Consider the following 23203-nt stretch of genomic DNA (forward strand, 5'->3'; position numbering starts at 1 on the left):
ACATGTGTTGAAAAGTCTCTATCACATTGAAAAAGAAGTTTTTTATTTCAATATACTTACAATGATGGTCTATCAATCTTTTCTACAGTTACCACCTTCCATGTCATTTTATCCAATCGTTTATCGATATCGTAGACCAAAGAGAGCTCCACCCACTCGCCCTGTTGAAGATTACGTTTGGTCATTAAGTGAGGAGGGATAAAACAGTCTGCAACGAAGCCAAACGGTTCTCCTATTTTTTGTTGAACCCGTCCTGAAACGGTTTTAAAAATGGCACCAGAAGGAAGTGTCTTAGATGGCTCAATATAGAGAAGTTTTGGATTGATATCCTCCTCTTTGGTCCCCACAACACGCAGCCACTGTCCCATATCCACTTTAAACGAAATTTGAGAAAAAGGGACTACAATACGCTGATCCACACCATATACAATCCCCACCACTTTGGCTTTTCTATCGATCCAAGAAACCACTCCAACAAAGGTTGGATAATCGGACCACAACCATCTTTCGGCATCATGTGCCCACTCTTTAATCACTTCATTAGCCACCTTTGAAGAACAAGGAATGGCAGCATTCTGGTAGTGATGAACCATAGAGATATTCTCTTTACTTAAAGAAGCTTCTTGAGATTGTAAAATTTGGTAAGCCAACCAAGAGGAAACATTCTCTCCTGCATTCGAGGCGGCAAGTTCCACCATATCAATCCAAATAAACCATCTGGACATCAAGCTCATCGAACATAAAGAAGCACGACATAAACATGCAAACACCGTTTCTTGGTGATCTAATTGTTTATGATACTGTGCTAGCAATACCCAACCCCACCCTAAACCGATATTAGATTGAACAAAAGCCTTCTGTGTTGCTATCCCCCAGTCAATCTCTTCTCTACGAACACAAAGATCATAAAGGGCATACGCAACATTCATCGCTTTCGGATAAGATGCAACAAACTGACACACTCTATCTCTCCACCCTTCTCCTAGGGCCCCTTTTGCTTGATCCGTGTTTAATATAGCACGAGTCACTAGTTCATAAAAACGGGAATAAAGAGGGCGTATCTCTCGCTTTCCATCTCTTTCTGGTTGTTTTGAGCAGTCGTTTACACCAATCTCTTCCCACCAATTTAGAACCTCTAAAAGAAATAGAGATGGTCTTTTTCTAAATACCGAGTATATAGCTCGAACCACTTGGTCGACATCCATACCTCTCCCTTTAAAAGATAGAGAGGATAAGATCGAGAATAGTTGTTTTGTGTCGCTATAGAGTGTCCCAACTTTTCTCTTATTGGAGACATTAATATAGTTCACGGACTCCTCTAAAACAATCTGTAATACGACCGTTTCACTCTCAAAGGATAATGAACATGGAATGGATCTGATGGTTTCACAAAATAGAGAGAAATTCTTCGATACCACTTTTAATTGAGCAACGTAGACATCTACGACAGATTCCATCACACGCTCTTGTGACCACTCCTCTGAAGTAAGATCCGAGATTAATTGTAATGCGTAATTAAGATCTCCTGAATGCAATGCTTGGTCTATATCTAACGATCTCCCCATAATGTTTCTTCTTAGCGTAAAATAAGAGTCAATAATCCGATTGGATATGCTTTAGCCCACAAAATTAACCATTCTTTTCAAACACTACAACGCTGCTCCATAATATTCACACTTTATCATCTATAGCAATCTACTTTTACTTCAAGTAGACCCCAATCCCTAAACCCCAATTACTCGTAGTATTGTAGGTGATAGAGAGGTTGACAAATTTAATATGAACTGCACAGGTTGCCCCATATTGAACCTTATCCCCATTATATAGACTCTCTCCATAACCTGCGAGCCCAGCAAAGGTGATCGAATTGATAAATTGATACCCGAAAATACCATATACAGAGCCTTTTGACAACACCTCAATATCATTCTCTGTGGGAGAACAATTTTCGCCTTGCAGTCCATAAACCAAGTTGTTCACGTCATAGCCAAGTGCTCGAACCGAACGGTTGAATGTGTCTGTAGAGTTTACATATTCCAGGGAGAAATGATATCGGTCGCGCTTTAGATTAGGGACCTTTTTTGCAAATAATGTATTGCTCCACAAAGCAAAGGACATAACGATAATAATAGAAATTGTCTTTCTTTTAAACATTGTATTAGGCTTTAAAGGGATAAAACAGGCAATTTCAACACTTCTAAGAAAAGTTGAATACCTCCTACAAATATCAATACCAAGACTGCACTCATTCCACACAACAAATAACTTCTAATAAGTTATTGTATCCACCTACAATCTGCAACCTTCTTTTTATATTATATATTTAAAACTCTTTTTATAACAAAAGGTTCACGGACAGCCCCTATAATGAGACATGGATGACTCAAACTTTTCGGTCCAACTGCAATTGAAAGCTTTTATTTAGCTGAAACACAATCAACAAAATAATTATACCCAAAAACCTAATTCAAACAAACACAATCAACAGAACCATCCCTTAATAGTATATTAAAAGCACTTTGAAAGGGGATTCATAGGTACTTTGTCCATGGTTTGTTCATGGTTTGTTCATGGTTTGTCCATCGATTCTCCATCGATTCGGTGGATGAACCATGTACAAAAGGTGAATAGACCATGAGCAAAACAACCGTTCATCTAGGGTTATACCTAGTTGATTTCCCTATTATCGGGCATAAAAAAAGAGTGCAACTCTAGCAAATACTAGAACACACTCTTTTTGTCAATATTTTCTAATATTATAAAGAGTATTCTTTTCTATACTGATAAATATCTTCAATCGTCAACACACACATATCGTGTTCAATTCCAAAGTCGATAATCTCAGGAAGACGCGCCATGGTTCCATCTTCGTTGGTAAGTTCACAAAGCACTGCGCTCTCTCCAAGACCAGCCAATTGAACTATGTCGATACTTCCTTCGGTATGACCTCGACGTTCAAAAACTCCACCTGATTTTGCTCGAAGTGGGAAAACATGACCTGGATGTGCCAAATCTTCTGGTTTTGCCCCCTCTTTAATGGCCGTTTGGATGGTAGTCAATCGGTCGGCAGCAGATACTCCTGTAGTAACTCCCTCTTTTGCTTCAATAGAAATAGTGAAAGCCGTTTGATTCTGGCTATTATTATTCTGAACCATTGGAGGAAGTTCTAGTGCTTTGCATTTGTCATCTTTTAAACAAAGACAAACAATGCCACTACACGTTCTAATCATCAATGCCATATCTGCCACACTCATTTGAGAAGCAGCGTATATGATATCTCCTTCGTTTTCTCGGTCCTCGTCATCCACTAACAAGACTCCTTTACCAGACTGTAGATCTTTAATTGCACGTGCAACTCTCTCCTCATAAGAGTTACCAAACCTTGTGATATCTTTTTTTGACATAATTAGGATATTAAATAAACTTCGAATCACATCAACGAGGCAAGAGCGGATATCCCATAAGGATACAGCACTTTTAGGAAGTAGCATGAAGAAAATGTACAATCATTCATGAAAACTCTTCTCTCATCCAGACTATAACTGTCGGTATTGGAATTTCACCAATTCAATTCTAGTGCGCTTAATAGGTTACTAGAAGTCGTGGACTATCACCACCGGTAAGGATTTTCACCTTGCCCCGAAGAATTAATTATCATTTAGACAAGCCAAAGTTATAAAATTACACTTAGTCTCTATTGAATAAGTGACATTAATTCTGAAATCTCTTAATTTAAAGACATTCCATCTGAAATATGAAATAAAGACCAATATATGAAGAGATGAAAAGAGGGCTAATACTGTAGGACGGAAGAAGACAGCCGAAGCAATTGACATGCTTCTATATCCCTAATTGTAGTGTCAACTAGGGGATAAAAAAAGCCTTACTTTCATTTGCTAAAAGTAAGGCTTTCACTATTTATTGACCATCATTTACTTTAGAGGCCTCCACAATTTTATATAATTTATCTTGACGACGCACTTTCACATCAATAGGCATCGAGAAGAGTTGTCCTTTCTCTACCTTTTCTACAGGTTGAAGATCGAAACGCAACTCTTTGACTGTAGTCTTCACAACCCCAGTAGTAGGACCAGTAATAAGAATCTCATCTCCCACTTCAAGAGTTCCTGACTGAAGAAGAAATTCCCCAACCTTTAGTTTTGCAAAGTAGTTGGTTGTTTTTCCAGCAATCACCTTTTTCTTGGTTGCCTTAGAACCATACTTGTGGCTCCATTCACCCAATCGTTGTCCTAAGTAATAACCATCCCAGAAACCTCTATTGAATACTTCTGATAGACGCGCATCCCAAGAAGCGATCTTCTCTTCTGTGAACTCATTGTTACAGTATGCTTCGATGGCCTCCTTATAACATGTTACCGCAGTATCCACATATTCAGCCGATCGAGCCCTTCCCTCAACTTTCAAAACAGTAACACCCGAATCTAATACTTTATTCAAGAAGTGGATTGTTTTCAAATCCTTAGGCGACATGATATATTCGTTGTCGATCTCTAACTCCTCTCCAGTCTGCTTGTCGGTAACGATATAAGAACGACGACACACCTGGCTACAAGCACCTCTATTGGCAGAAGATTGACGCTCATGAAGGCTTAAATAACACTTGCCAGAAACAGCCATGCAAAGAGCACCATGAACAAACATTTCGATACGAATCAAGTCGCCATTAGGGCCTCTTAGATCCTCTTCAATAATTCGATCGTGAATATATTTTACACGGTCCATAGAGACCTCGCGCGCGAGTACAACGACATCCGCAAAATTAGCATAAAACTTTACTGCTTCATAGTTGGTGATGTTGACCTGTGTAGAGATATGAACTTCCATATTCAAATCACGACACAATTGAATCACTCCCATATCCGCAGCAATAATCGCAGAAACACCAGCCTCTTTCGCAGTAACGATAATCTCTTTTATTTTTGTAAACTCTTCGTCGAAAATCACCGTATTTACCGTCAAATAGGTCTTCACATTAGATGCTTCGCAACGACGAACAATCTCTTTCAGGTCTTCTAAAGTGAAATTAAATGACGATCGAGAGCGCATATTTAATTTCTCTACGCCAAAATATACGGATCCTGCTCCGGCTTGTATTGCAGCCATCAACGACTCATAAGAGCCGACAGGTGCCATAATTTCAATATCTCTACTTTTCATCTCTATGATGTTTTATTTCTAAGTGCAAAACTACATCTTTTCATGAAAACTAGCACATAAATTAGAACCTAAAGCTCTTTTTCTTTTTTATTAAAAAACGTCAATAAAAAAGACAGAAAACAAAAAGTATCCTGCCTTTTAAAACATTAAATTAAAATATGCGATGGCAACGCACGACTATTTGAAGTCATAAACCAAACCAATATTGATTTGGTGCTTCGTGGTCTCTACAATATAGTTTGGGTTCGCAATTTCAATAGGTTTTGGTATATATTTATACCCTAATGAGATATAGCCATTCTTCATTACCTTAATTTTTGTACCAAGCTCTACCGAATAGGTGATATTTCTTAAATTCTTAAGATCGTCTTTTGTATATAGGGGTCTTCTTACTTCAAAATAGGTATTACTATCTGTCAAAGAAGCATCCAATGAGAAACCACCATAAAATTGAACTCTCTGGTTCATTGTCCATAGAAGGTGTACTGGAATATTAAACGTCTGCACACTATTTGCCGAAATTCCTGTAAAGTCAAAAGGTCGAAAATCAGTATATGTATCTCATAATTTTCCTCATAAGTACGAGCAATATTGTATCCAACCCCTTCACGAAGTGTTAGCTTCTCACTCAATACTTGATTGAAATAGAGTCTAAAATAGAAGCCTGGGCACAATTTGGTGTCGAAGTTATTATCTCCAGAAAATTGTGGATCGGAAAGATCAAGAGTCGTACCACTTTCGATAGATACAAAGGTTTTATCGTCTTGTGCAGACACTTGATCCAACATCGAGACACATAATAAAGCAATCCATAATACCTTTTTCATAACTAAAATGATTTAAAGAATCTTATTAAATTCATCACGAAAGGGGATCCTCATCTCTAGAGAAAAAGCAAGATGTAATTAAAGTGATTTTTCTAAACTTATAGGATCATCATGATGGGTTTAATATGATATTTGTCTATTTTTAGGTTATTGTTATTTACACCACAAACGCAATGTATTTAAACAATATATTACACTATTTAACTTATATTTAAGTCACATTTAACTTATGCAAATAAACATTCTACAAGGATTTGATGGAGCAAAAAAAGCAGAAGGACTCGCAGTAATTATTGATGTATTCAGAGCATTCTCCTTCGCATGTTATGCCGCAAACAATGGGGCTAAAAGAATCTATCCAATTGATAAGTTAACGCTAGTGGACCAACTCTATAAAGAGATACCCAATGCCATAAGATGTGGAGAGAGGCATGAGAAGAAGGTTCCTCATTTTGAATTTGGAAACTCTCCGACCCATATTGAAAAGGAAGATTTTACTGGCAAAACCATACTTCATAGCACAAGCTCCGGGACACAAGGTATCTATCTTAGCACAAATGCTTCGGAAAAAATCACAGGATCGTTTGTAAATGCGGATGCAGTTATTCAATATATAAAGACAAAAGAGCCAACTACAGTGTCTCTCGTATGTATGGGATACGAAGGGACATCTGAAGCAGATGAAGACACCTTTTTTGCGGAGTATATCAAAGCAAAATTAGAAGGGACAGAACCGGATTTCGAAGAGATGGTTGAAAAGTTAAGAGTGGGGTCTGGTAAAAGACTTTTAGATCCAATAAAACAGTCATACTCTCCAAAAAGAGACTTTGATCTCTGTTTGTCTTTGAATCGTTTTCCATTCATATTAAAAGCAAAAAAGGATAGCAAAGGGTATTATTTGGAGAAAATCGAGATATAGATTCATTTCGCATGAAGAGAAACCAAAATTTGACATATCATGAGTAATATTGAGTACAACTTTGATAGCATTATTGATAGGAAAAACACCAACTGTTTAAAGTATGATGCACTGAACCAATTCTTTGGTGAAGATAACCTTCAACCTTTTTGGGTGGCTGATACTGACTTTGAGACTCCAAATTTTATTATTGATAAAATTAAAGAGAGACTAGAACATCCGGCTTTGGGATATACTTTTAAGCCTGATAATTTCTTCCAAACAATCACAGATTGGCAAAAAAGACAGCATCAGTGGGAGATAGAAAATTCTTGGATAAGTACAACTCCTGGGGTAGTTTCTGGAATTGCGAGTTCTATTCTAGCCTTCACAGAGAAGCAAGATAAGATTATCATCAATACACCAGTATATTACCCATTCTATGCAACCATCGAAGGGTTGGAGCGTACCATACTTAGAAACCCATTAAAGTTACAAGACAACCGATATCAAATAGATATAGAACATTTCGAACAGTTGGCACAAGAGGGGGCTAAAATGTTCGTCCTTTGCAATCCTCATAATCCAGGTGGTACAGTATGGAGTAAAAAGGAGCTACAAGCTATAGGAGATATTTGTGTTCGCCATAATATTATTATCGTTTCTGATGAGATCCATTCTGATCTTATCCTAGGAGAGAGAAAACATACTCCTATCGCTTCTATTAGTAAGAAGATCTCAGATAAAACGATCACATTAATGGCGCCAAGCAAAACCTTTAATATTGCAGGACTGGCAACCTCTTTTGTGATATGTAGCAATAGAAAAATTCGTACAACACTCGACAGAACAATCTATGCGGTCCATATACATGGAGGCAACTTATTGGGTAATATTGCTTGTGAGGCAGCCTATGAATATGGAGAAGAGTGGGTAGGAAAACTTATTGATTACTTGGCTTCAAATTGTGAACTAGCAATTCAATTCCTTAAACAAGAGTTGCCAGAATTGAAGATTATGAAACCAGATGCAACCTATCTTCTGTGGATCGATTTTAATGCCTACGGAGATGAAAAAGAGATGGAAAAGAGATTAAAAGAGATAGCAAAAGTGGCCTTAAACAAAGGAAGTAGCTTCGGGGAAGAGGGAAAAGGATATTTCCGCTTTAATTTCGGTTGCCCTAGAGAGGTCATGATAGAGGGTTTGAATAAGATCGTCTCAGCATTTAAAAACTAAGAATACAAAAAAGGATCGTTTTTTGAAACGATCCTTTTCTATATCTATTCGACTCTTAACTCTATACATTTCGTTTGAATAGAGATATTGCAACTGTTCTTAAGGGCTGTTTGCGTGCCACAGAGACAGAGATTGCATCCAAACTTTCTAATGCTTCATCAAAATACTCCTGCTGGAGTGTTTCAGCCTGCTCTCTGACCCCCACACTATTGTAGATAGAGGTTACGGATGATATCTTTTCTTCTTTATTAAAAATCTCTTTTGATAACCAATGTTCCAATAGTTTACCATCCACTTTTGAGGCACTCTTTTGAGCAAGTAGCATCAGAATGGTTTTTTTGTTTGAAACAATATCTCCCCCAATCTGTTTTCCAAAAGTTTCTGCATCTCCATATACATCTAGTATATCATCCTGAATCTGAAAACTAATGCCAACTTTTAATCCAAATTGATAAATAAGATCTGCATCTTCATTATTGGCTCCAGCAATGATTGCACCTATCTTTAAAGAGGCTGCGAGTAATACTGCTGTTTTTAGCTTGATCATCTCCAGATACTCCTCAATAGCAACAAAATCACGGGTTTCAAACTCTATATCATATTGCTGGCCTTCACAAACCTCGAGAGCTGTTTGTGTGAACACTTGCTGTACTTTTGCTTGAAGCACAGCATCAAGCCCCTCCAATTTTTTATAAGCATAAATCATCATGGCATCTCCAGAGAGGATTGCCGTGTTCGCATCATACTTACGGTGTACTGTCTCTTTTCCTCTACGAAGATCAGCTCCATCCATAATGTCATCATGAAGGAGTGTGAAATTATGAAAAACCTCCACTGCCATAGCAGCATCTAAACCAATATTCGTTACTTCTGAAAACATCTCCATTGCCATCAACAAAAGTCGTGGACGAAATCGTTTTCCTCCATTGCTCAGAGCATAAGCAATTGGTGCATAAAGACCATTGGGACTCATATTATTTAAGAAGTCAACCTCTTCTTGAATTCGCTTCTCAATAGCAATTTGAATGTTATCATTTTTCTTCATAACGAATTAGTTTTTCAATTGTTACTCCTTTTTATCCTCATCATTATCCACCTTTTTGATCTCTAAAAGATCTACTTCAATATCCATCTCTTCATCAAAAATATCCAATAGAGGTTCATCAAAGTACTTTGTTGTAGCGAAAGACTGAAGTCCCATCAAAAGGCAAGGTAGTAGTATTAAGTTTGAGAAAAGCGCCACCAATAGGGTTAAAGATACGAGTATACCAAGAGCAACTGTTCCTCCAAAACTTGAAAAGCTGAAAATACCAAAGCCAAAGAACAACACCAAAGAGGTGTATATCATACTTACACCAGTCTCTCGCAATGCTAATATAACAGATTGCCCTATGTTCCAGTTCGTATATTTAAGTTCTTGACGATATTTTGCCAAGAAGTGAATGGTATCATCGACGGATATTCCAAAGGCAATACTAAAGACAAGAATCGTTGAAGCCTTGATCGGAATACCAAAATACCCCATAATGGCAGCGGTTACGATCAATGGAATCATATTCGGAATCAAGGATAAGAACACCATTCTTCTACTATTAAACATCAATGCCATAAAGATCGATATCAGAAGAATAGCAAGTCCTAATGATTGAAATAGACTTCGTACTAGATATTGTGTTCCTTTGGTAAATACAACACTAGAGCCTGTAATAGTCACATCATACTTCTCTTTTGGAAAATATTTTGTTGCCATGGTATCCACCATATTCTCTAGTTCTACCATACGATCTGTCCCGATATCCTTTACACGAAAACTGACACGAGCCTTAGTACGAGACTCATCCATGAAAGCATGTATCTTTGATGCATCACCACCACCACTACTAGCATAATTGAGAATAAAGGTACGTTCATAATTACTCGGAAGACGATAGAACTTCTCATTACCCTTGTAGTATGCCTGCTTGGCAAATTTTAATAATGGTACAATAGAGACTGGATCTGACAACTCAGACATCTCGGAAAGTTCGTTTTCGAATTTGTCCATCTTAGATAAGGTGGAACTCGTTAGAATACCTCCTTTTTTCTTCGATTCAATAGAGATCTCCAAAGGCATCAATCCTTTAAAGTTAGATTCAAAGAACTTTAAGTCAACATAAATAGGGTTATCAGTTTGAATATCATCTACCATATATCCCGTACTTTTCATCTTAGATATTCCAAATATCCCCACTGCAATGATAACCAATGCAGCAATATAGACTTGTTTACGGTAGTTCAATGTGATAATGACCAAACGATCAATCACCCCATTCATAGCACGTCTATCGAGATGACGAGTATCTTTAGGACGAGGAGGAGCCATAAAACTAAACCCTACTGGAATTACAATCAGAGAGATCATAAAAATAGAAAGGATGTTGATGGAGGCCACCAAACCGAACTCTTTAAGTATGTCTGAAGATGTAACCAAGAAAGTTGCAAAACCAGAAGCGGTCGTGATATTTGTTAGTAGAGTGGCATTACCAATCTTTATAATAGTACGTTGAAGTGCCTTGATCTTATTTCCATGACTAATATACTCATTATGGTATTTATTGATCAAGAATATACAGTTTGGAACCCCAATTACAATTAGAAGCGGGGGGATCATTCCTGTTAGTAAGGTGATTTTATATCCTAACAGAGTCATCGTCCCTACAGTCCATATAACTCCTGTTGTTACAACAAGAAGTGGAAAAACAACTTGGCGAAGCGTCTTAAAGAAGATAAAAAGAATCAATACAACGACCGCCAATGCAAAAAGAATAAATAGAAAGAACTCTTTCTTTATCTGTTGAGAAGTCATTACTCGAATATAAGGCATTCCCGAATAGCGTACCTTATTTTTAGTAGAAAGTTCGTATTGATGGCATACATTTACAATATCGTCTACCATCACTTCTCGCTTGGGAGAAGCCATAACAGACTTGTCCACTGTAATCGCAAGCATGTATACTTGGGAAGAATCATTATATAGTTGTCCTCTAAAGAATGGTAAGGACTTTGCAATGTGTGCTAAAGAGTCAATTTGTTTTTGTGAACCAAGAACTTCAGGAAACACTTTCTTTACTTCAAAAGTCTTCTTCTTGATATTTTTATGTAGCGTGTAGATATCACCCATCGAAAGAGTCCCTAATACACCAGGTACTTCCTGTAAGCTATCACACATTAAACGCCATCTTTCTAGATGTTGCTTTTCAAAAAAAGTCGAGTCTTGGACTCCAACAACAATCACATCAGAACCAGCCCCAAAAGTCTCAATGAATTGTTGGTTCTCTTGATATACAGTGTCAGATTCAGGAAGAAGTGCAGCATATTCATATGATAATTGAATATTCCGCCCTTGGTAGCCCATGAAAGCAGTTATTATTACAAGTAATACCGATAGAAATACTCGGTTCTTCAAGATAAATCGGGCAATTCTTTTCCACATAATTATTTCGTAAATATTGGGCCTAAAATTACTTATTTTTTAATGAGAATAAAATTTATTACACTCTCTGAGTAAACTATCTTGAAAATGACTTAGCATTTAAATAAACATATATGTTAAGACTATCTGAAGTTAACATTATGATTTAATAAATTTTTCAATTTCTAAAGTGATAAAAAGTATAATTTTACTATTGTATTGTTTATAATAAATTTACATTTGCGATCGAGAAATAATATAGTAGAAAACATTATCACAATGAATTACGGACTATTAGAAGTAATGACGCTCATTGGATCACTTGGTCTTTTCCTTTACGGGATGAAATTGATGAGCGAGTCACTACAAAAGGTCGCAGGTAACAAGATGCGTGACATCCTTGCCTCTATGACATCTAATCGAGTAAAAGGAGTTTTGACAGGAATTCTGATTACTTCATTAGTACAATCATCCTCTGCTACAACTGTTATGGTCGTTAGTTTTGTAAATGCAGGACTATTAACTTTAAAACAGTCTATCGGAGTCATTATGGGGGCAAACATTGGTACCACTGTGACTGCTTGGATTATCTCTTTCTTGGGATTTAAAGTCAGTATGAGTACAATTTCACTTCCTCTTATTGCAATTGCGCTCCCACTTCTATTCTCTTCAAAGAGATCTAAAAAATCATGGGGAGAATTAATCGTTGGATTTTCACTTCTGTTTATCGGACTCGACTTTCTGAAAGGTTCTGTTCCAGATATCAAGTCGAATCCACAGATGCTTGAATTTCTGAAAGATTTTAACAACCCAACCATGATGTCGATAGCATTGTTTATGCTTATCGGTACCGTGCTGACAATTCTTATTCAATCATCTAGTGCTGCAATGGCATTAACTCTTGTCATGTGTAATGAAGGCTGGATCTCTTTCGAGCTTTCTACTGCAATGGTTTTAGGGCAGAATATTGGAACAACTATTACTGCAAACCTTGCTGCAATGGTTGCTAATACATCAGCAAAACGAGCCGCACGAGCCCACCTTATTTTTAATGTTCTCGGGGTACTTTTGGCATTGATATTCTTCAATCCATCGATGCATGCTCTAGATCATGTCATTAGATCCTTAGGAGAGATTTCACCATTCCCAAAAGCAGGGGAATCTGTAATAGCGTCTCAACATGCCATGCCAATAGCACTATCGATATACCATACCATGTTCAATATCCTTAATACAGGATTGTTGATTTGGTTTACGAAACCTATTGCTGATTTTGTTACAAAAATAACTCCTTCTAAAGATCAAGAAGAGGAAGAGTTCCACTTGAAGCATATTAAAACAGGACTACTATCAACACCAGAAGCTTCTCTTTATGTAGCAAAACAAGAGATTGTACACTACGGAGAGATTACTCAAAAGATGTTTAAACATCTGACAAAACTGTATGGTGAAGATAAAGACAAAGCATACTCAAAAAGACTTTCTAAGATCGAGAAATATGAAGACTCTTGTGACCAAATGGAGATTGAGATCGCTGGATTCCTGACCAAAGTAAGTGAGACTAAATTATCTCAAAGAAGTAGTGAGGTGATTAGTGCATACTATAAAGCAATTGATAATATCGAAAGCATAGGAGACTCTTGTAACTCTATAGCAAGACATGTTGATAGAAAAAGAAGTCTGAAGTTAGAATTTCCTGAGGCAATCGAAAAAAAGCTTCATATTATGTCTAGCTACTTAAATGATGCCCTTACGATCATGGTCAAAAACCTATCTCAGGATGAGCAAGTAGATATAAAAGATGCTTTAAGTATCGAAAGAGAAATCGATAACTATAGAAATATACTAAAATCAGATCACCTGATTAACCTTGAGAACAAAATATATGACTATCAAGTAGGTATAATATATAATGATATTTTCTCAGAATATGAGAGAATGGGAGATTATATCATCAATGTAAGTCAAACATTGATTTCTATTAAATCGTAATCAGATCTCATTCTATTTAATGAAACCATCTATGGTACTACAAATACCACAGATGGTTTTTTTGTATCCAAGAGTTTCTAAACAGAATACTATTCCCAATATATCCACAATGAAAGATTAGGACATCTATAAAGAGATATGAAAGAAAGATATACGTTTAAATACTAAGAGAGTGGCACTACGACCATGTAATGAAGAATATGTAGTTATATTAATACCACATTTAAAGTGCTGTAAAATCAACTATGTGAGTTCGTAGATATGAACAAGAGAAGAGAGAGGAGAGAAGAAACATTGATCTCTTCTAGAACGCTAAAAGGGGAAGCATAATACCAGATACCCCCCCTTATGTCGATCGAAAAGTGTTCTACTTATATTTAAGTAGAATATATCCACCCCTTTCCTCAGAAAGAAGTTATATTACTTTGCATTGGTATTCTTACTCTGTACTGGAGCTTTCTCAGAAGACATTTTACAATTTCCTGTAAATACTGCTCCTGGTTCTACGGATAACTTAGACATATGAATTTCTCCATATACCTTAGCAGTTTTTTGTAAACTTACGAGTTCAGTAGCGACAACAGTTCCTTCTACAAGACCTGAAATATCAGCAACTTTACACTCAACACGTCCTTTTACTTTTGCATTACCACCTAATACGACTTTGCCTTTAGAAACAAGGTTTCCCTCTAAGGTTCCATCAAATCTGATATCCCCGATAGATTCTATATCACCAACAATCTTTGTGTCTGGAGTCAAGGTATTCAAAGCAGCACTATCAAATTGATTACTCTTTGCCATTGTACTTGTATTTTTTGTTTTTGAAAATATTGCCATAGTGGGGTTCAATTTACAAAAAAGAGAGAGGACTATAAAAAAATAGGCCTAACATAATGATAAATACCTTAGTTAAATTATGAGAATTTATGGTTTTACTTAAAAAAAAAGCAAAAAAAAAATCCCAAAGAGGGATTTTTTTCTTTCAATCAAAGAAAGAAAAGTCTCTTTCTTATTAGATCGCCATATCTTTTTCAATTGCTAACTTTCCGCGATAGTGACCACACTCTCCACATACAGTGTGATACTTCACAGCAGCGCCACAGTTTGAACAAGATGCGATTGTCGCAGGAGTCGCTTTATAATGCGTTCTACGCTTATCTCTCCTCGATTTTGATGTTCTGTGCTTTGGATGTGCCATTTTTCTTAACTTTAATCTTTATTATCAAATATCTTCTTTAATTCATTCCAACGTGGATCGATCACTTCTTCTTCCTCTTCAACTTCGTCTTCTTCGTAAGAATCGTCAAAATCACCACTGTAACAATCTAATCTTTCCAACATCTCAGGGTTACACATCGAATTGCCTTGCTCATCTTCAGGATGAACATGTCTAAAAGGCAAAGCCAACGAAGTAAACTCATAAAGATATTGCGACAACTCTAATTCATATTCATCTGGGTCAACATAGATAATATCATCATCCATATTTGTTTTCGGGTCTCCAAACTTTACAAACAGAGATACTTCATTTTTAATATTCTGATTATATTCTTCTAAACATCTATCGCAAACAACTCTTGCATCTCCATTTACTTGAATTGTCAGTGTCATCAAAGAGGTTCTTTTTTCAAGAATAACTCTACATGCCACATCTCCTCCAAGGATTTCTCCCTCTTTATAGAACGAGAAAAAACAGTCGTCTAAAGTGAACTCAAATTCATGAATTCCCTCTTTCAAACCTGAAAATAAAATCTTATATGTCGATAATTGTCTCAAATCAAATTATTAAAAGCAGGGCAAAAGTATAAAAAAATGCATAACTCAAGAAAAATATCGTATACTTTTCGTCTCTTTTTTAGCTTTTTGTGTATTTATTTCATTCTATACCCGAATCATTGTACAAATATGGATCGAATAAAAGCTAGAACTTACAGCAAATATAGTCTATTTTTATTGTTTTCGAAGAGAGACTCTAAATATAGTACCCTCACCTTCAACACTTTTCAATACTTTTATTTTTCCATCATGATATTGAACAACGATTCGACGGGCCAAAGATAGTCCAAGTCCCCAACCTCTTGGTTTTGTAGAGAAACCCGTTTTAAATATCTTCTTTTGTAACTTCTGGGGGATTCCTTTGCCTGTATCCGCAATATCAATAAAAACATAGTCTCTATCTTCACTATGTTTTATGCTTATTTCTCCCTTTCCATCAATTGAATCTAAAGAGTTCTTAATCAGATTCTCGAATACCCATCCCAATAAGACTTTATTCATAGGAATACTGTCTGTTCCAATTTTATCAAAATTATGAACCTGAACCTTACGTGGAATTCTTTTTTCAAAATAGATTACAATCTCGTCTATTAAAGAGTGGAGAGAGTGTACTTCCATGGTAGGATCAGAACCTATCATCGAAAAGCGCTCTGCAATATTTGAAAGATGTGATACATCTTTTCTCATCTCAATAGAGATTTCACTATTATTCTCCTCCATCTCTAAAAGATCAACCCATGCACCTAATGCACTTATTGGAGTCCCTAATTGATGGGCTGTCTCTTTGGCCAATCCTACCCACAAGAGGTTGCGTTCCATCTTGCTATCACGTCTATAAAACCACCAACCAATAAAGAATATCAAAGAGATTAAAAGTATCTGAATAAATGGAAAAAAGCGCAATCGCTTCAACCATATGGAATCGTTGTAGTATATATAGTTCTTCTTGTCGCCACTTAATGTAATTTCAATCGGAATATAATGAAGTTTCATGTTCGAAAGAGCATCAAAAATGATTGTACTATCTTGACCATTTTTAATGACATTCCTAGAGGTAACAATATTCTCTTTTTCATCAAGAACAATTAAGGGAATAGACTCATTGTTTTGAATAATGTCTATAACAAAAGAGTAGTCATTACTAAAATTAGATGAGTTACTAGAAAGAAGGCGAGTGGCTCCTGCAATATTGAGAACCTTTTGATGTTCTTCCTTCTTTAATTTATCGACTAACACCTGAGTGAACCACAAAGTTCCAACACAGGTAACAAATAAGAAAGCTAGTACAATGAAGTTTAATACACGCCTATTCCACATATTTCTACAATTTTGAGATGAGTTCCTCTAACTTGTTTTTAATGCCATCCACATCAAATTCACAAACACGATAAAGGTCATCTTGAGTTCCGTGTTCAACAAAGTGATCTGGGACACCCAGACGAATAACACCTCCCTTATAAGAAAATAAAGACAACTCCTCTAAAACTGCACTCCCGAAACCTCCTTGAATGACACCATCTTCAACAGTAACAACATAATCATAATTACCAGATGCTATTTGTTGAATAATATTTACATCTAAAGGTTTCACATATCTCATATCATAATGCGTGAATTGATATCCAGACGAAATTTCAATCTGATCTAAAGCTTCAGAAACAAAATTACCTGGATGACCTAGAGAAAGAACGGCTATTTTTTCTCCTTGTCTCAACATTCTACCAACACCAGGAGCAACCTTATGCATTTCATTCTTCCAATCTACACGGACCCCTTTCCCTCTAGGATAACGAATTGATACAGGTCCATATCCAAAATCTTGATATGTATACATCATATCACGCAATTCCCACTCATCCATTGGAGCAGCAATAGTCATATTAGGGATAATGCGCAAAAAGGCCAAATCGAAAACTCCATGATGTGTCGCACCATCAGCACCTACAAGGCCACCTCTATCTAGAAAGAAGGTTACATCTAATTTCTGTAATGCAACATCATGTATTACCTGATCATATGCTCTCTGCATAAAGGAAGAGTAGATATTACAGAACGGCATTTTCCCTTCACAAGCAAGTCCTGCAGAAAAGGTTACAGCATGCTGCTCTGCAATTCCAACATCGAAGCTTCTTTCTGGAAATTCACGCATCATCTTGTTCATGGAACATCCCGTAGGCATAGCTGGGGTGATTCCTACAATATTCTCATTCTTCATGGACAGCTCCACAATAGTCTCACCAAAAACATCTTGATACTTTATTGGAGACTTCTCCTCCTTATTCGTAGTGGTTTTAATTACCAATCCTGTTTCTGTATCAAAACGTCCAGGGGCTGCATGCCACTTCGTTTGGTCGTCTTCAGCAGGTTTAAATCCCTTTCCTTTTTTTGTGATTACATGCAAAAGTTTGGGTCCTTTAATCCTTTTTAGGTCTTCCATGATACGAACCATGTTTTCAGTATCATGCCCATCAATTGGCCCAAAGTAGCGGAAATTCAACCCTTCAAAAAGATTACTACTGCGTAATAGCATCGATTTTAGCCCCATCTGTGTTTGATGTACTATTTTTCTCGCTTTAGGACCAAAACTATTCATCGAACCAAGAAGGTTCCACACATCATTTCGTAATTTATTATATGCTGTAGATGTACTCATATTGACCAAATATTGACTTACCCCTCCTACATTAGGGTCAATCGCCATTTGATTATCATTAAGTACAACCAATATATCAGACTTAGTGATTGCTGCATTATTTAGCCCCTCAAAAGCCATTCCTCCAGTCATGGAACCATCTCCGATGACAGCAACAACCTTACGATCTTCTCCAGAGAGAGAGGTTCCAACAGACATCCCTAATCCAGCAGATATCGAGGTAGATGAGTGTCCTACTCCAAATGCATCGTAAATACTCTCCTCGCGAGAAGGGAAACCACATAAGCCTTTAAATTTTCTATTCGTATGAAACTCATCTCTTCTACCCGTAAGAATCTTGTGTCCATAAGCTTGATGGCCTACATCCCATATTAATCGATCAAATGGGGTATTATATACGTAATGTAATGCTACTGTTAATTCAACAACACCTAGATTAGCTCCTAAGTGCCCTGGATTTTCAGCATTACTTTTCAAAATAAAATCTCTTAATTCAGCGCATACTTGTCTTAGTTCTTCAACTTTTAGTTCTCGAAGATCTGAAGGACTCTGGATGCTATATAGTAGGTTTTTTTCCAATTTTTTGTGTTTTAGAGGAAATAAAAGTCAACGACAGTGTAATCACAAAGTGATATTAACGACGTAACGTAACAAATTTCTGTACAAAACTAATGTATTTTAGTAAAACTCCCTTAATAAGAAGATGATTATCATCACATGTCTATAATCTATCACTAATAAATTGACTCTCTAAAATATAGCAAAAAAATAGTTTTTAGACATCATTAAAATCATTTCTATAAAACATATAGTAAATGTTTTGTTCATTATAATATTTTTGCATTAAACTATAAAAGGGGATAACAATGGATACTACTATTAAACGAATCTTATACTCAATTATTATGGTCTTGCTAATGTCATCATGTTATACCAAAAAGGTGTACAATGAATTACAAACCAAATATGATGCAGAGGTTAAAGAGAATAAAACAAAAGATAATGATTTAGAAGAGAAAAAAATAACCATAACAGAATTAAACTTTGCAATAGATCGTAATAAGAAACACATAAAAGAGTTGTGCCAAGATACAACTAGGTTGTATTGGAAAAATAGGAACCTTGCTCTTGAGAAAAAATCTTCTGAGAATAGAATTACACAATACAAAGAACAGATAAAAGAGATTCAAACTGGAACAAATTCACAAATAGACCAATATCTATCTCAATTTGAAAAGCTTAATAAAACCCTTGAGAACAAAGAAAAAACAATAAGACTCGAAAAACTGAAGGTTGAAAAGCAAGAGAATGAAGTGGAAAGAATGAAGGTTTTGATTCAAAGACAAAAAGACATTCAAAGCAATATTAAAATAGAATTGGCAGATGCTCTTTTAGGGTATGTCGACAATGGTATCACCATAAAAAACTATAAGGGTAGAGTTTATGTATCATTCGAAGAAAAATTACTCTTTAATATTGGGGAATATAATGTCGATGGCAAAGGGACTGAAGTAATTAAGAAACTTGCATCAGTGCTTGCTGAAAATAAGGATCTACAAATCATTGTCGAGGGACATACAGATAACATGACGATTAAAAAAGAAAGTCAGTTTAAAGATAACTGGGATTTAAGTGTACTTCGTGCAACTTCTGTCGTTCGAGAAATACTTAAAAATAAAAATATCAATCCGCAAAGAATATCTGCAGCGGGTAGAAGTAAATTCTTTCCTATTGATGATAACAATACCCCTGAAGGAAGGCAGCGTAATCGAAGAACAGAAATCATTCTTGCTCCAAACTTAGAAAAAATGTTTGAAATCATTAATCCTAAATAGTCATTTTAAAGAGAAGGATATGTGAAATCCTTCTCTTTAAAATATACTTACTTCAATTGAAAATCACCAATACTTATCGGCAAACCATCGTATCGATACAACTTGTCAACGCCTAATACTTTTAAACGTCTGATAGCTTCTTGATAATTACGCAGAAGATGCTCTAACTTGTGCGTGTCAGAACCAACGATGAACTTAACTCCCTTTTTAAGAAATATTGAAACAATTTCATCAGAAGGAAAAAAGTCTTGACAAGGTCTACTTAAACCACTCGTATTATATTCGGCAAAAATATTATTTGCAACGAGAAGATCAGCTAGATCATTATAGACCTTCGTTAGATCAATAGACGGGATATAATTATACTTCTTTATTAAATCTGGATGAGAAATAATATTAAACAGACCACTACATACTGCCTCAGATAAAAGCTCATAATACCTTTGGTATAAAAAATCTATACTATTTTTCTTGTAGATATTGTGATTGGGATCAGAATCAAAATTTTCACCATCAATATGATGAATTGACCCCATAACATAATCAAAAGGATATGCCTCTATCACTTCTCTCGTCTCCTTTACCTTATCTGGATAATAATCCACCTCTAACCCTAACAAGATCTGAATCTGTCCAGTATATTTCTTCTTACAACGAAGCACTTCTGATACCATCTCAGGTATGATATCAACAGAAGCAGTCCAATCGTTTGGATAGAATCCATAATGATCAGAAAACCCAATCGAATCAACTCCTAACGAAATTGCACGTTCTACAATCTCTTCATGTGAACAAATACCATCAGAAAATAATGTGTGTATATGATAATCTACCAACATTTATTTCTCCTCATTTCTTTCGATAGGTTTCACACTAAGTGATTTTATTGTCAATTCACCTCCCTGATTAAATAAAACCGCCTTAGGTGCCTTCTTCACATAATCAATTGAAATACTCATCACTTTAGCTCCATTATTATAATAGAAGTCTACAAATCCATTGTCAATAACTGCCAATACCTGCACAAAAGAATCAACGGGCTTCACTGCCATCTCCCCTCCTGTACATTGATAAATATTTTGTTTCTTATAATATCTTAATTCATATCCACTACTTTTACTTCCAACTTTGAATAAAAAGCCATAAGAACTAACATCATTATAATCTAGTGTGGCATCAATAATATAAGACATTGGGTGCTTTCCTGACAAAGGATTCTTACCTAAACCAGGTATTAATTTCTTATTCTCTCTAACTGTCTCTTTATCGAAGATTAAAGAACCGAAATAAGGTGCAAAATGAAAACGTTTTTCAGATATTGTAAGTTTCTTTGGAGAGGTGCATTTTAAACTATAATCATCATTTTTATAATTATCTGAAGTAATTGCACCAAGAATAAGATATTCTCCCTGCTCATCTAGAATCAGACTCTGTAAGTATCCGCTTCCATAATCTAGCCTAATTTTAGGATCAAATTGGATAAGACCATTGGATTTAAAGGATATAGGAATATAACTGTTATCAACCAATAGATACGATTGTTTTTCGGCTTCAAAAAAAGCAACTCTACTACTAACCCCTGACATTACTGCAATACGCTTCCAATTCTTTAAATCTTCAGATTTATATATTATTAATTGTGATGTATCTATATTGATAAAGGTAAGTATCCAACATTTCTGACTGTTACTCCAATTTATTGAAGGAAAGTCAACCTTTCCCATATTAAGAGCATCAATAGAAAAAGAAAAGTTCGTTTCTGACCATTCATCTGATTTAAAACTTTTTAAAATAAATCCAGTTGATTTTGCCTCTAATAAATAGGTCCCTTTATTTTTACCGAGCTTAGAATATTTGTCTTGAAATACTCCCCATCTATTTTTCATATCCATACTAAATGGGGCATTTATCAATGACTTATTACTCCAAACACAAAGATCTTTTGATGTAGTCTGTTTCATAATAAAATTATCAGATTCTTCATCTGACACATGTTCAACATAGAATAAATGATACGTTTCATCTACCTTTGTAATACCAGAGAAATCAACAATCTTTCCTTTATTATAATAATGAAAATTACTTGTAGGGAGATCCTTTGAACGCTTAGCAAAAGCATTCATATGTAAGAACAAAAAAGTTGTAAGGACTAACAGTATACGATTCATAATTGAGTTGAATTTCATAAAAGACATTTCTACATTAAAGAAACAAAGAAAAAATAACTTATCAATATACTTAGATCTTAGATTATCATTATATTAGAAATGATTAAGAAGTAATACCAAATTGCAGGGCTTGTTCATGAATTATTTAAATGAGAAAAGGTCGACTATTCATATTATATTTGGATTTGTAAAAACAGATATAAATTATGGATAACGACCTTTCAAGTGCCGAAATTAGAAAATTTTATGAGAAATTACAAGTCAAATTGGTAGATAATAGGAGTCATGTAGGACTTAAGCACGAATTGGCTTTTGTTATCACTCTTTTTATTATCTCAATTCTGACAAGTTATGGTCATCTAAGTATGAATAAAATTCATCGCAATATGGTTCGTCATTACGAGAAACTATGTATCTGTTTGCATAAAGATATCGACAGTTGTATAAGTCGAGTTCAGTTAACAAGAATCCTATCTGAATTTGATTATGATTCCTTTTTGACAATTTGTGATGAAGTATACTCTTCTACAGAATGGATATCTATTGATGGGAAGGAACTTCGAGGAAGTATAGATTCTAAAAGCAATAAAAAGAGAGGGTTAAGTATTGTTTACTCTATTGGTCATAACACAAATGTACAACAGTTATTAGGTTTTTATGATGGGACAAAAGAGAGTGAAAAGAGTATTGTTTATGATCATATTCTTGAGTTGCCAGAGCAGGCAAAGATAACACTCGACGCAATGCACAATTCAGAAAATCTGTTGTCTAATATTCACCAAAATAGTCGATTCTATTTGACTCAAATAAAGTCAAATCAGAAGAAATTAAAGGATGACTTAGTGCATACATCCAATCATATAAAAGTAGATGATGTGATGACAGAAATAGACAAGTCACATGGAAGAATAGACTCTAGGAAGTACGAAATATACCCAATAAATACAGAAATGTTAGATCCTAGATGGTGTAATAGTGGCATATGTAATATGATTAAAGTGACAAGAGAGAGTTATAATGTAAAGAGAGATAAAAGGAGTACAGAAACACGATATTATATCACAAATTATAATGGGAAAATCGATGAAATTGCTGGAGCTATTAGAGGTCATTGGAAAATAGAAATAATGAATCGTATTCGTGATGTTAATTTTGGAGAAGACAAATTAAAGTCTTTAGATCATGGATT

The 23203-nt window shown here is 35.5% G+C and carries 20 protein-coding genes and 1 riboswitch (1 of these 21 cut by a window edge); of the genes, 5 read left to right on the forward strand and 15 right to left on the reverse strand.

Annotated elements, in window-relative coordinates:
- Positions 1-56 precede the first annotated feature (56 nt).
- The 6 genes from K4L44_14695 to K4L44_14720 all read right to left on the reverse strand — a co-directional run bounded on the left by K4L44_14695 (position 57) and on the right by K4L44_14720 (position 6005).
- Positions 57-1565 carry a hypothetical protein gene (locus K4L44_14695; protein ID QZE13793.1) on the reverse strand — a complete coding sequence of 503 codons (1509 nt, stop codon included), beginning with the start codon at positions 1563-1565 and terminating at the stop codon, positions 57-59.
- 136 nt (positions 1566-1701) lie between these two features.
- Positions 1702-2154 (reverse strand): hypothetical protein, encoded by a 453-nt coding sequence (locus K4L44_14700; GenBank protein QZE13794.1) that lies wholly within the window; start codon positions 2152-2154, stop codon positions 1702-1704.
- 602 nt (positions 2155-2756) lie between these two features.
- Positions 2757-3404 carry a 3,4-dihydroxy-2-butanone-4-phosphate synthase gene (gene ribB, locus K4L44_14705; protein ID QZE13795.1) on the reverse strand — a complete coding sequence of 216 codons (648 nt, stop codon included), beginning with the start codon at positions 3402-3404 and terminating at the stop codon, positions 2757-2759.
- Positions 3405-3515: 111 nt separating this feature from the next.
- Positions 3516-3651, reverse strand: a riboswitch (FMN riboswitch).
- Positions 3652-3918: 267 nt separating this feature from the next.
- The gene (locus tag K4L44_14710; protein ID QZE13796.1) at positions 3919-5178 is read right to left on the reverse strand and encodes a U32 family peptidase; all 1260 of its coding nucleotides are present in this window, start codon (positions 5176-5178) and stop codon (positions 3919-3921) included.
- Between the two features lie 177 nt (positions 5179-5355).
- Entirely contained in the window at positions 5356-5646 is a 291-nt protein-coding gene (locus K4L44_14715; protein ID QZE13797.1) for a hypothetical protein, read from the reverse strand.
- Positions 5643-6005, reverse strand: coding sequence for a hypothetical protein (locus tag K4L44_14720; protein QZE13798.1), 363 nt, complete (start codon positions 6003-6005; stop codon positions 5643-5645). The genes K4L44_14715 and K4L44_14720 overlap by 4 nt, the downstream gene beginning before the upstream one ends.
- A gap of 229 nt (positions 6006-6234) precedes the next feature.
- Here K4L44_14720 and K4L44_14725 point away from each other — a divergent pair, with 229 nt between their 5' ends.
- Positions 6235-6924 (forward strand): 2-phosphosulfolactate phosphatase, encoded by a 690-nt coding sequence (locus K4L44_14725; GenBank protein ID QZE13799.1) that lies wholly within the window; start codon positions 6235-6237, stop codon positions 6922-6924.
- A 39-nt stretch (positions 6925-6963) separates the two neighbouring features.
- Positions 6964-8139 carry a pyridoxal phosphate-dependent aminotransferase gene (locus K4L44_14730; protein QZE13800.1) on the forward strand — a complete coding sequence of 392 codons (1176 nt, stop codon included), beginning with the start codon at positions 6964-6966 and terminating at the stop codon, positions 8137-8139.
- Positions 8140-8200: 61 nt separating this feature from the next.
- Here the strand turns inward: K4L44_14730 and K4L44_14735 are convergent, their stop codons facing one another.
- Both K4L44_14735 and K4L44_14740 read right to left on the reverse strand, forming a co-directional pair.
- On the reverse strand, positions 8201-9184 hold the full coding sequence (locus K4L44_14735) for a polyprenyl synthetase family protein (protein ID QZE13801.1): 984 nt from the start codon (positions 9182-9184) through the stop codon (positions 8201-8203).
- Between the two features lie 21 nt (positions 9185-9205).
- Positions 9206-11611, reverse strand: a complete 2406-nt coding sequence (locus tag K4L44_14740; GenBank protein ID QZE13802.1) for an MMPL family transporter — start codon at positions 11609-11611, stop codon at positions 9206-9208.
- A 258-nt stretch (positions 11612-11869) separates the two neighbouring features.
- Here K4L44_14740 and K4L44_14745 point away from each other — a divergent pair, with 258 nt between their 5' ends.
- Positions 11870-13582, forward strand: a complete 1713-nt coding sequence (locus tag K4L44_14745; GenBank protein ID QZE13803.1) for a Na/Pi cotransporter family protein — start codon at positions 11870-11872, stop codon at positions 13580-13582.
- A gap of 420 nt (positions 13583-14002) precedes the next feature.
- On the opposite strand, the gene K4L44_14750 is transcribed toward K4L44_14745, so the two are convergent.
- From K4L44_14750 to dxs, 5 genes are all read right to left on the reverse strand, one after another.
- On the reverse strand, positions 14003-14383 hold the full coding sequence (locus K4L44_14750) for a polymer-forming cytoskeletal protein (GenBank protein QZE13804.1): 381 nt from the start codon (positions 14381-14383) through the stop codon (positions 14003-14005).
- A 211-nt stretch (positions 14384-14594) separates the two neighbouring features.
- On the reverse strand, positions 14595-14780 hold the full coding sequence (gene rpmF / locus K4L44_14755; GenBank protein ID QZE13805.1) for a 50S ribosomal protein L32: 186 nt from the start codon (positions 14778-14780) through the stop codon (positions 14595-14597).
- 11 nt (positions 14781-14791) lie between these two features.
- Positions 14792-15358: a DUF177 domain-containing protein gene (locus tag K4L44_14760; GenBank protein QZE13806.1), complete on the reverse strand. Its 567-nt coding sequence runs from the start codon at positions 15356-15358 to the stop codon at positions 14792-14794.
- A gap of 174 nt (positions 15359-15532) precedes the next feature.
- Positions 15533-16675, reverse strand: a complete 1143-nt coding sequence (locus tag K4L44_14765; protein QZE13807.1) for a HAMP domain-containing histidine kinase — start codon at positions 16673-16675, stop codon at positions 15533-15535.
- A 4-nt stretch (positions 16676-16679) separates the two neighbouring features.
- Positions 16680-18590, reverse strand: coding sequence for a 1-deoxy-D-xylulose-5-phosphate synthase (gene dxs / locus K4L44_14770; protein ID QZE13808.1), 1911 nt, complete (start codon positions 18588-18590; stop codon positions 16680-16682).
- A 287-nt stretch (positions 18591-18877) separates the two neighbouring features.
- On the opposite strand from dxs, the gene K4L44_14775 reads away from it, so the two are divergent.
- The gene (locus tag K4L44_14775) at positions 18878-19846 is read left to right on the forward strand and encodes an OmpA family protein (GenBank protein QZE13809.1); all 969 of its coding nucleotides are present in this window, start codon (positions 18878-18880) and stop codon (positions 19844-19846) included.
- 47 nt (positions 19847-19893) lie between these two features.
- Here K4L44_14775 and K4L44_14780 read toward each other — a convergent pair whose 3' ends face one another.
- Both K4L44_14780 and K4L44_14785 read right to left on the reverse strand, forming a co-directional pair.
- On the reverse strand, positions 19894-20685 hold the full coding sequence (locus tag K4L44_14780; GenBank protein QZE13810.1) for a histidinol-phosphatase: 792 nt from the start codon (positions 20683-20685) through the stop codon (positions 19894-19896).
- Entirely contained in the window at positions 20686-22014 is a 1329-nt protein-coding gene (locus tag K4L44_14785; protein QZE13811.1) for a hypothetical protein, read from the reverse strand.
- A gap of 206 nt (positions 22015-22220) precedes the next feature.
- Here K4L44_14785 and K4L44_14790 point away from each other — a divergent pair, with 206 nt between their 5' ends.
- Positions 22221-23203, forward strand: partial view of an ISAs1 family transposase gene (locus tag K4L44_14790; GenBank protein QZE13812.1) — the 5' portion only. The gene runs 136 nt beyond the window's last position; only the first 983 of its 1119 coding nucleotides appear in the window; its start codon is at positions 22221-22223; its stop codon lies off the right edge, out of view.

Source organism: Prolixibacteraceae bacterium (assembly GCA_019720755.1).
In the GTDB taxonomy this organism is placed as follows: Bacteria; Bacteroidota; Bacteroidia; order Bacteroidales; family Prolixibacteraceae; genus Halosquirtibacter; species Halosquirtibacter laminarini.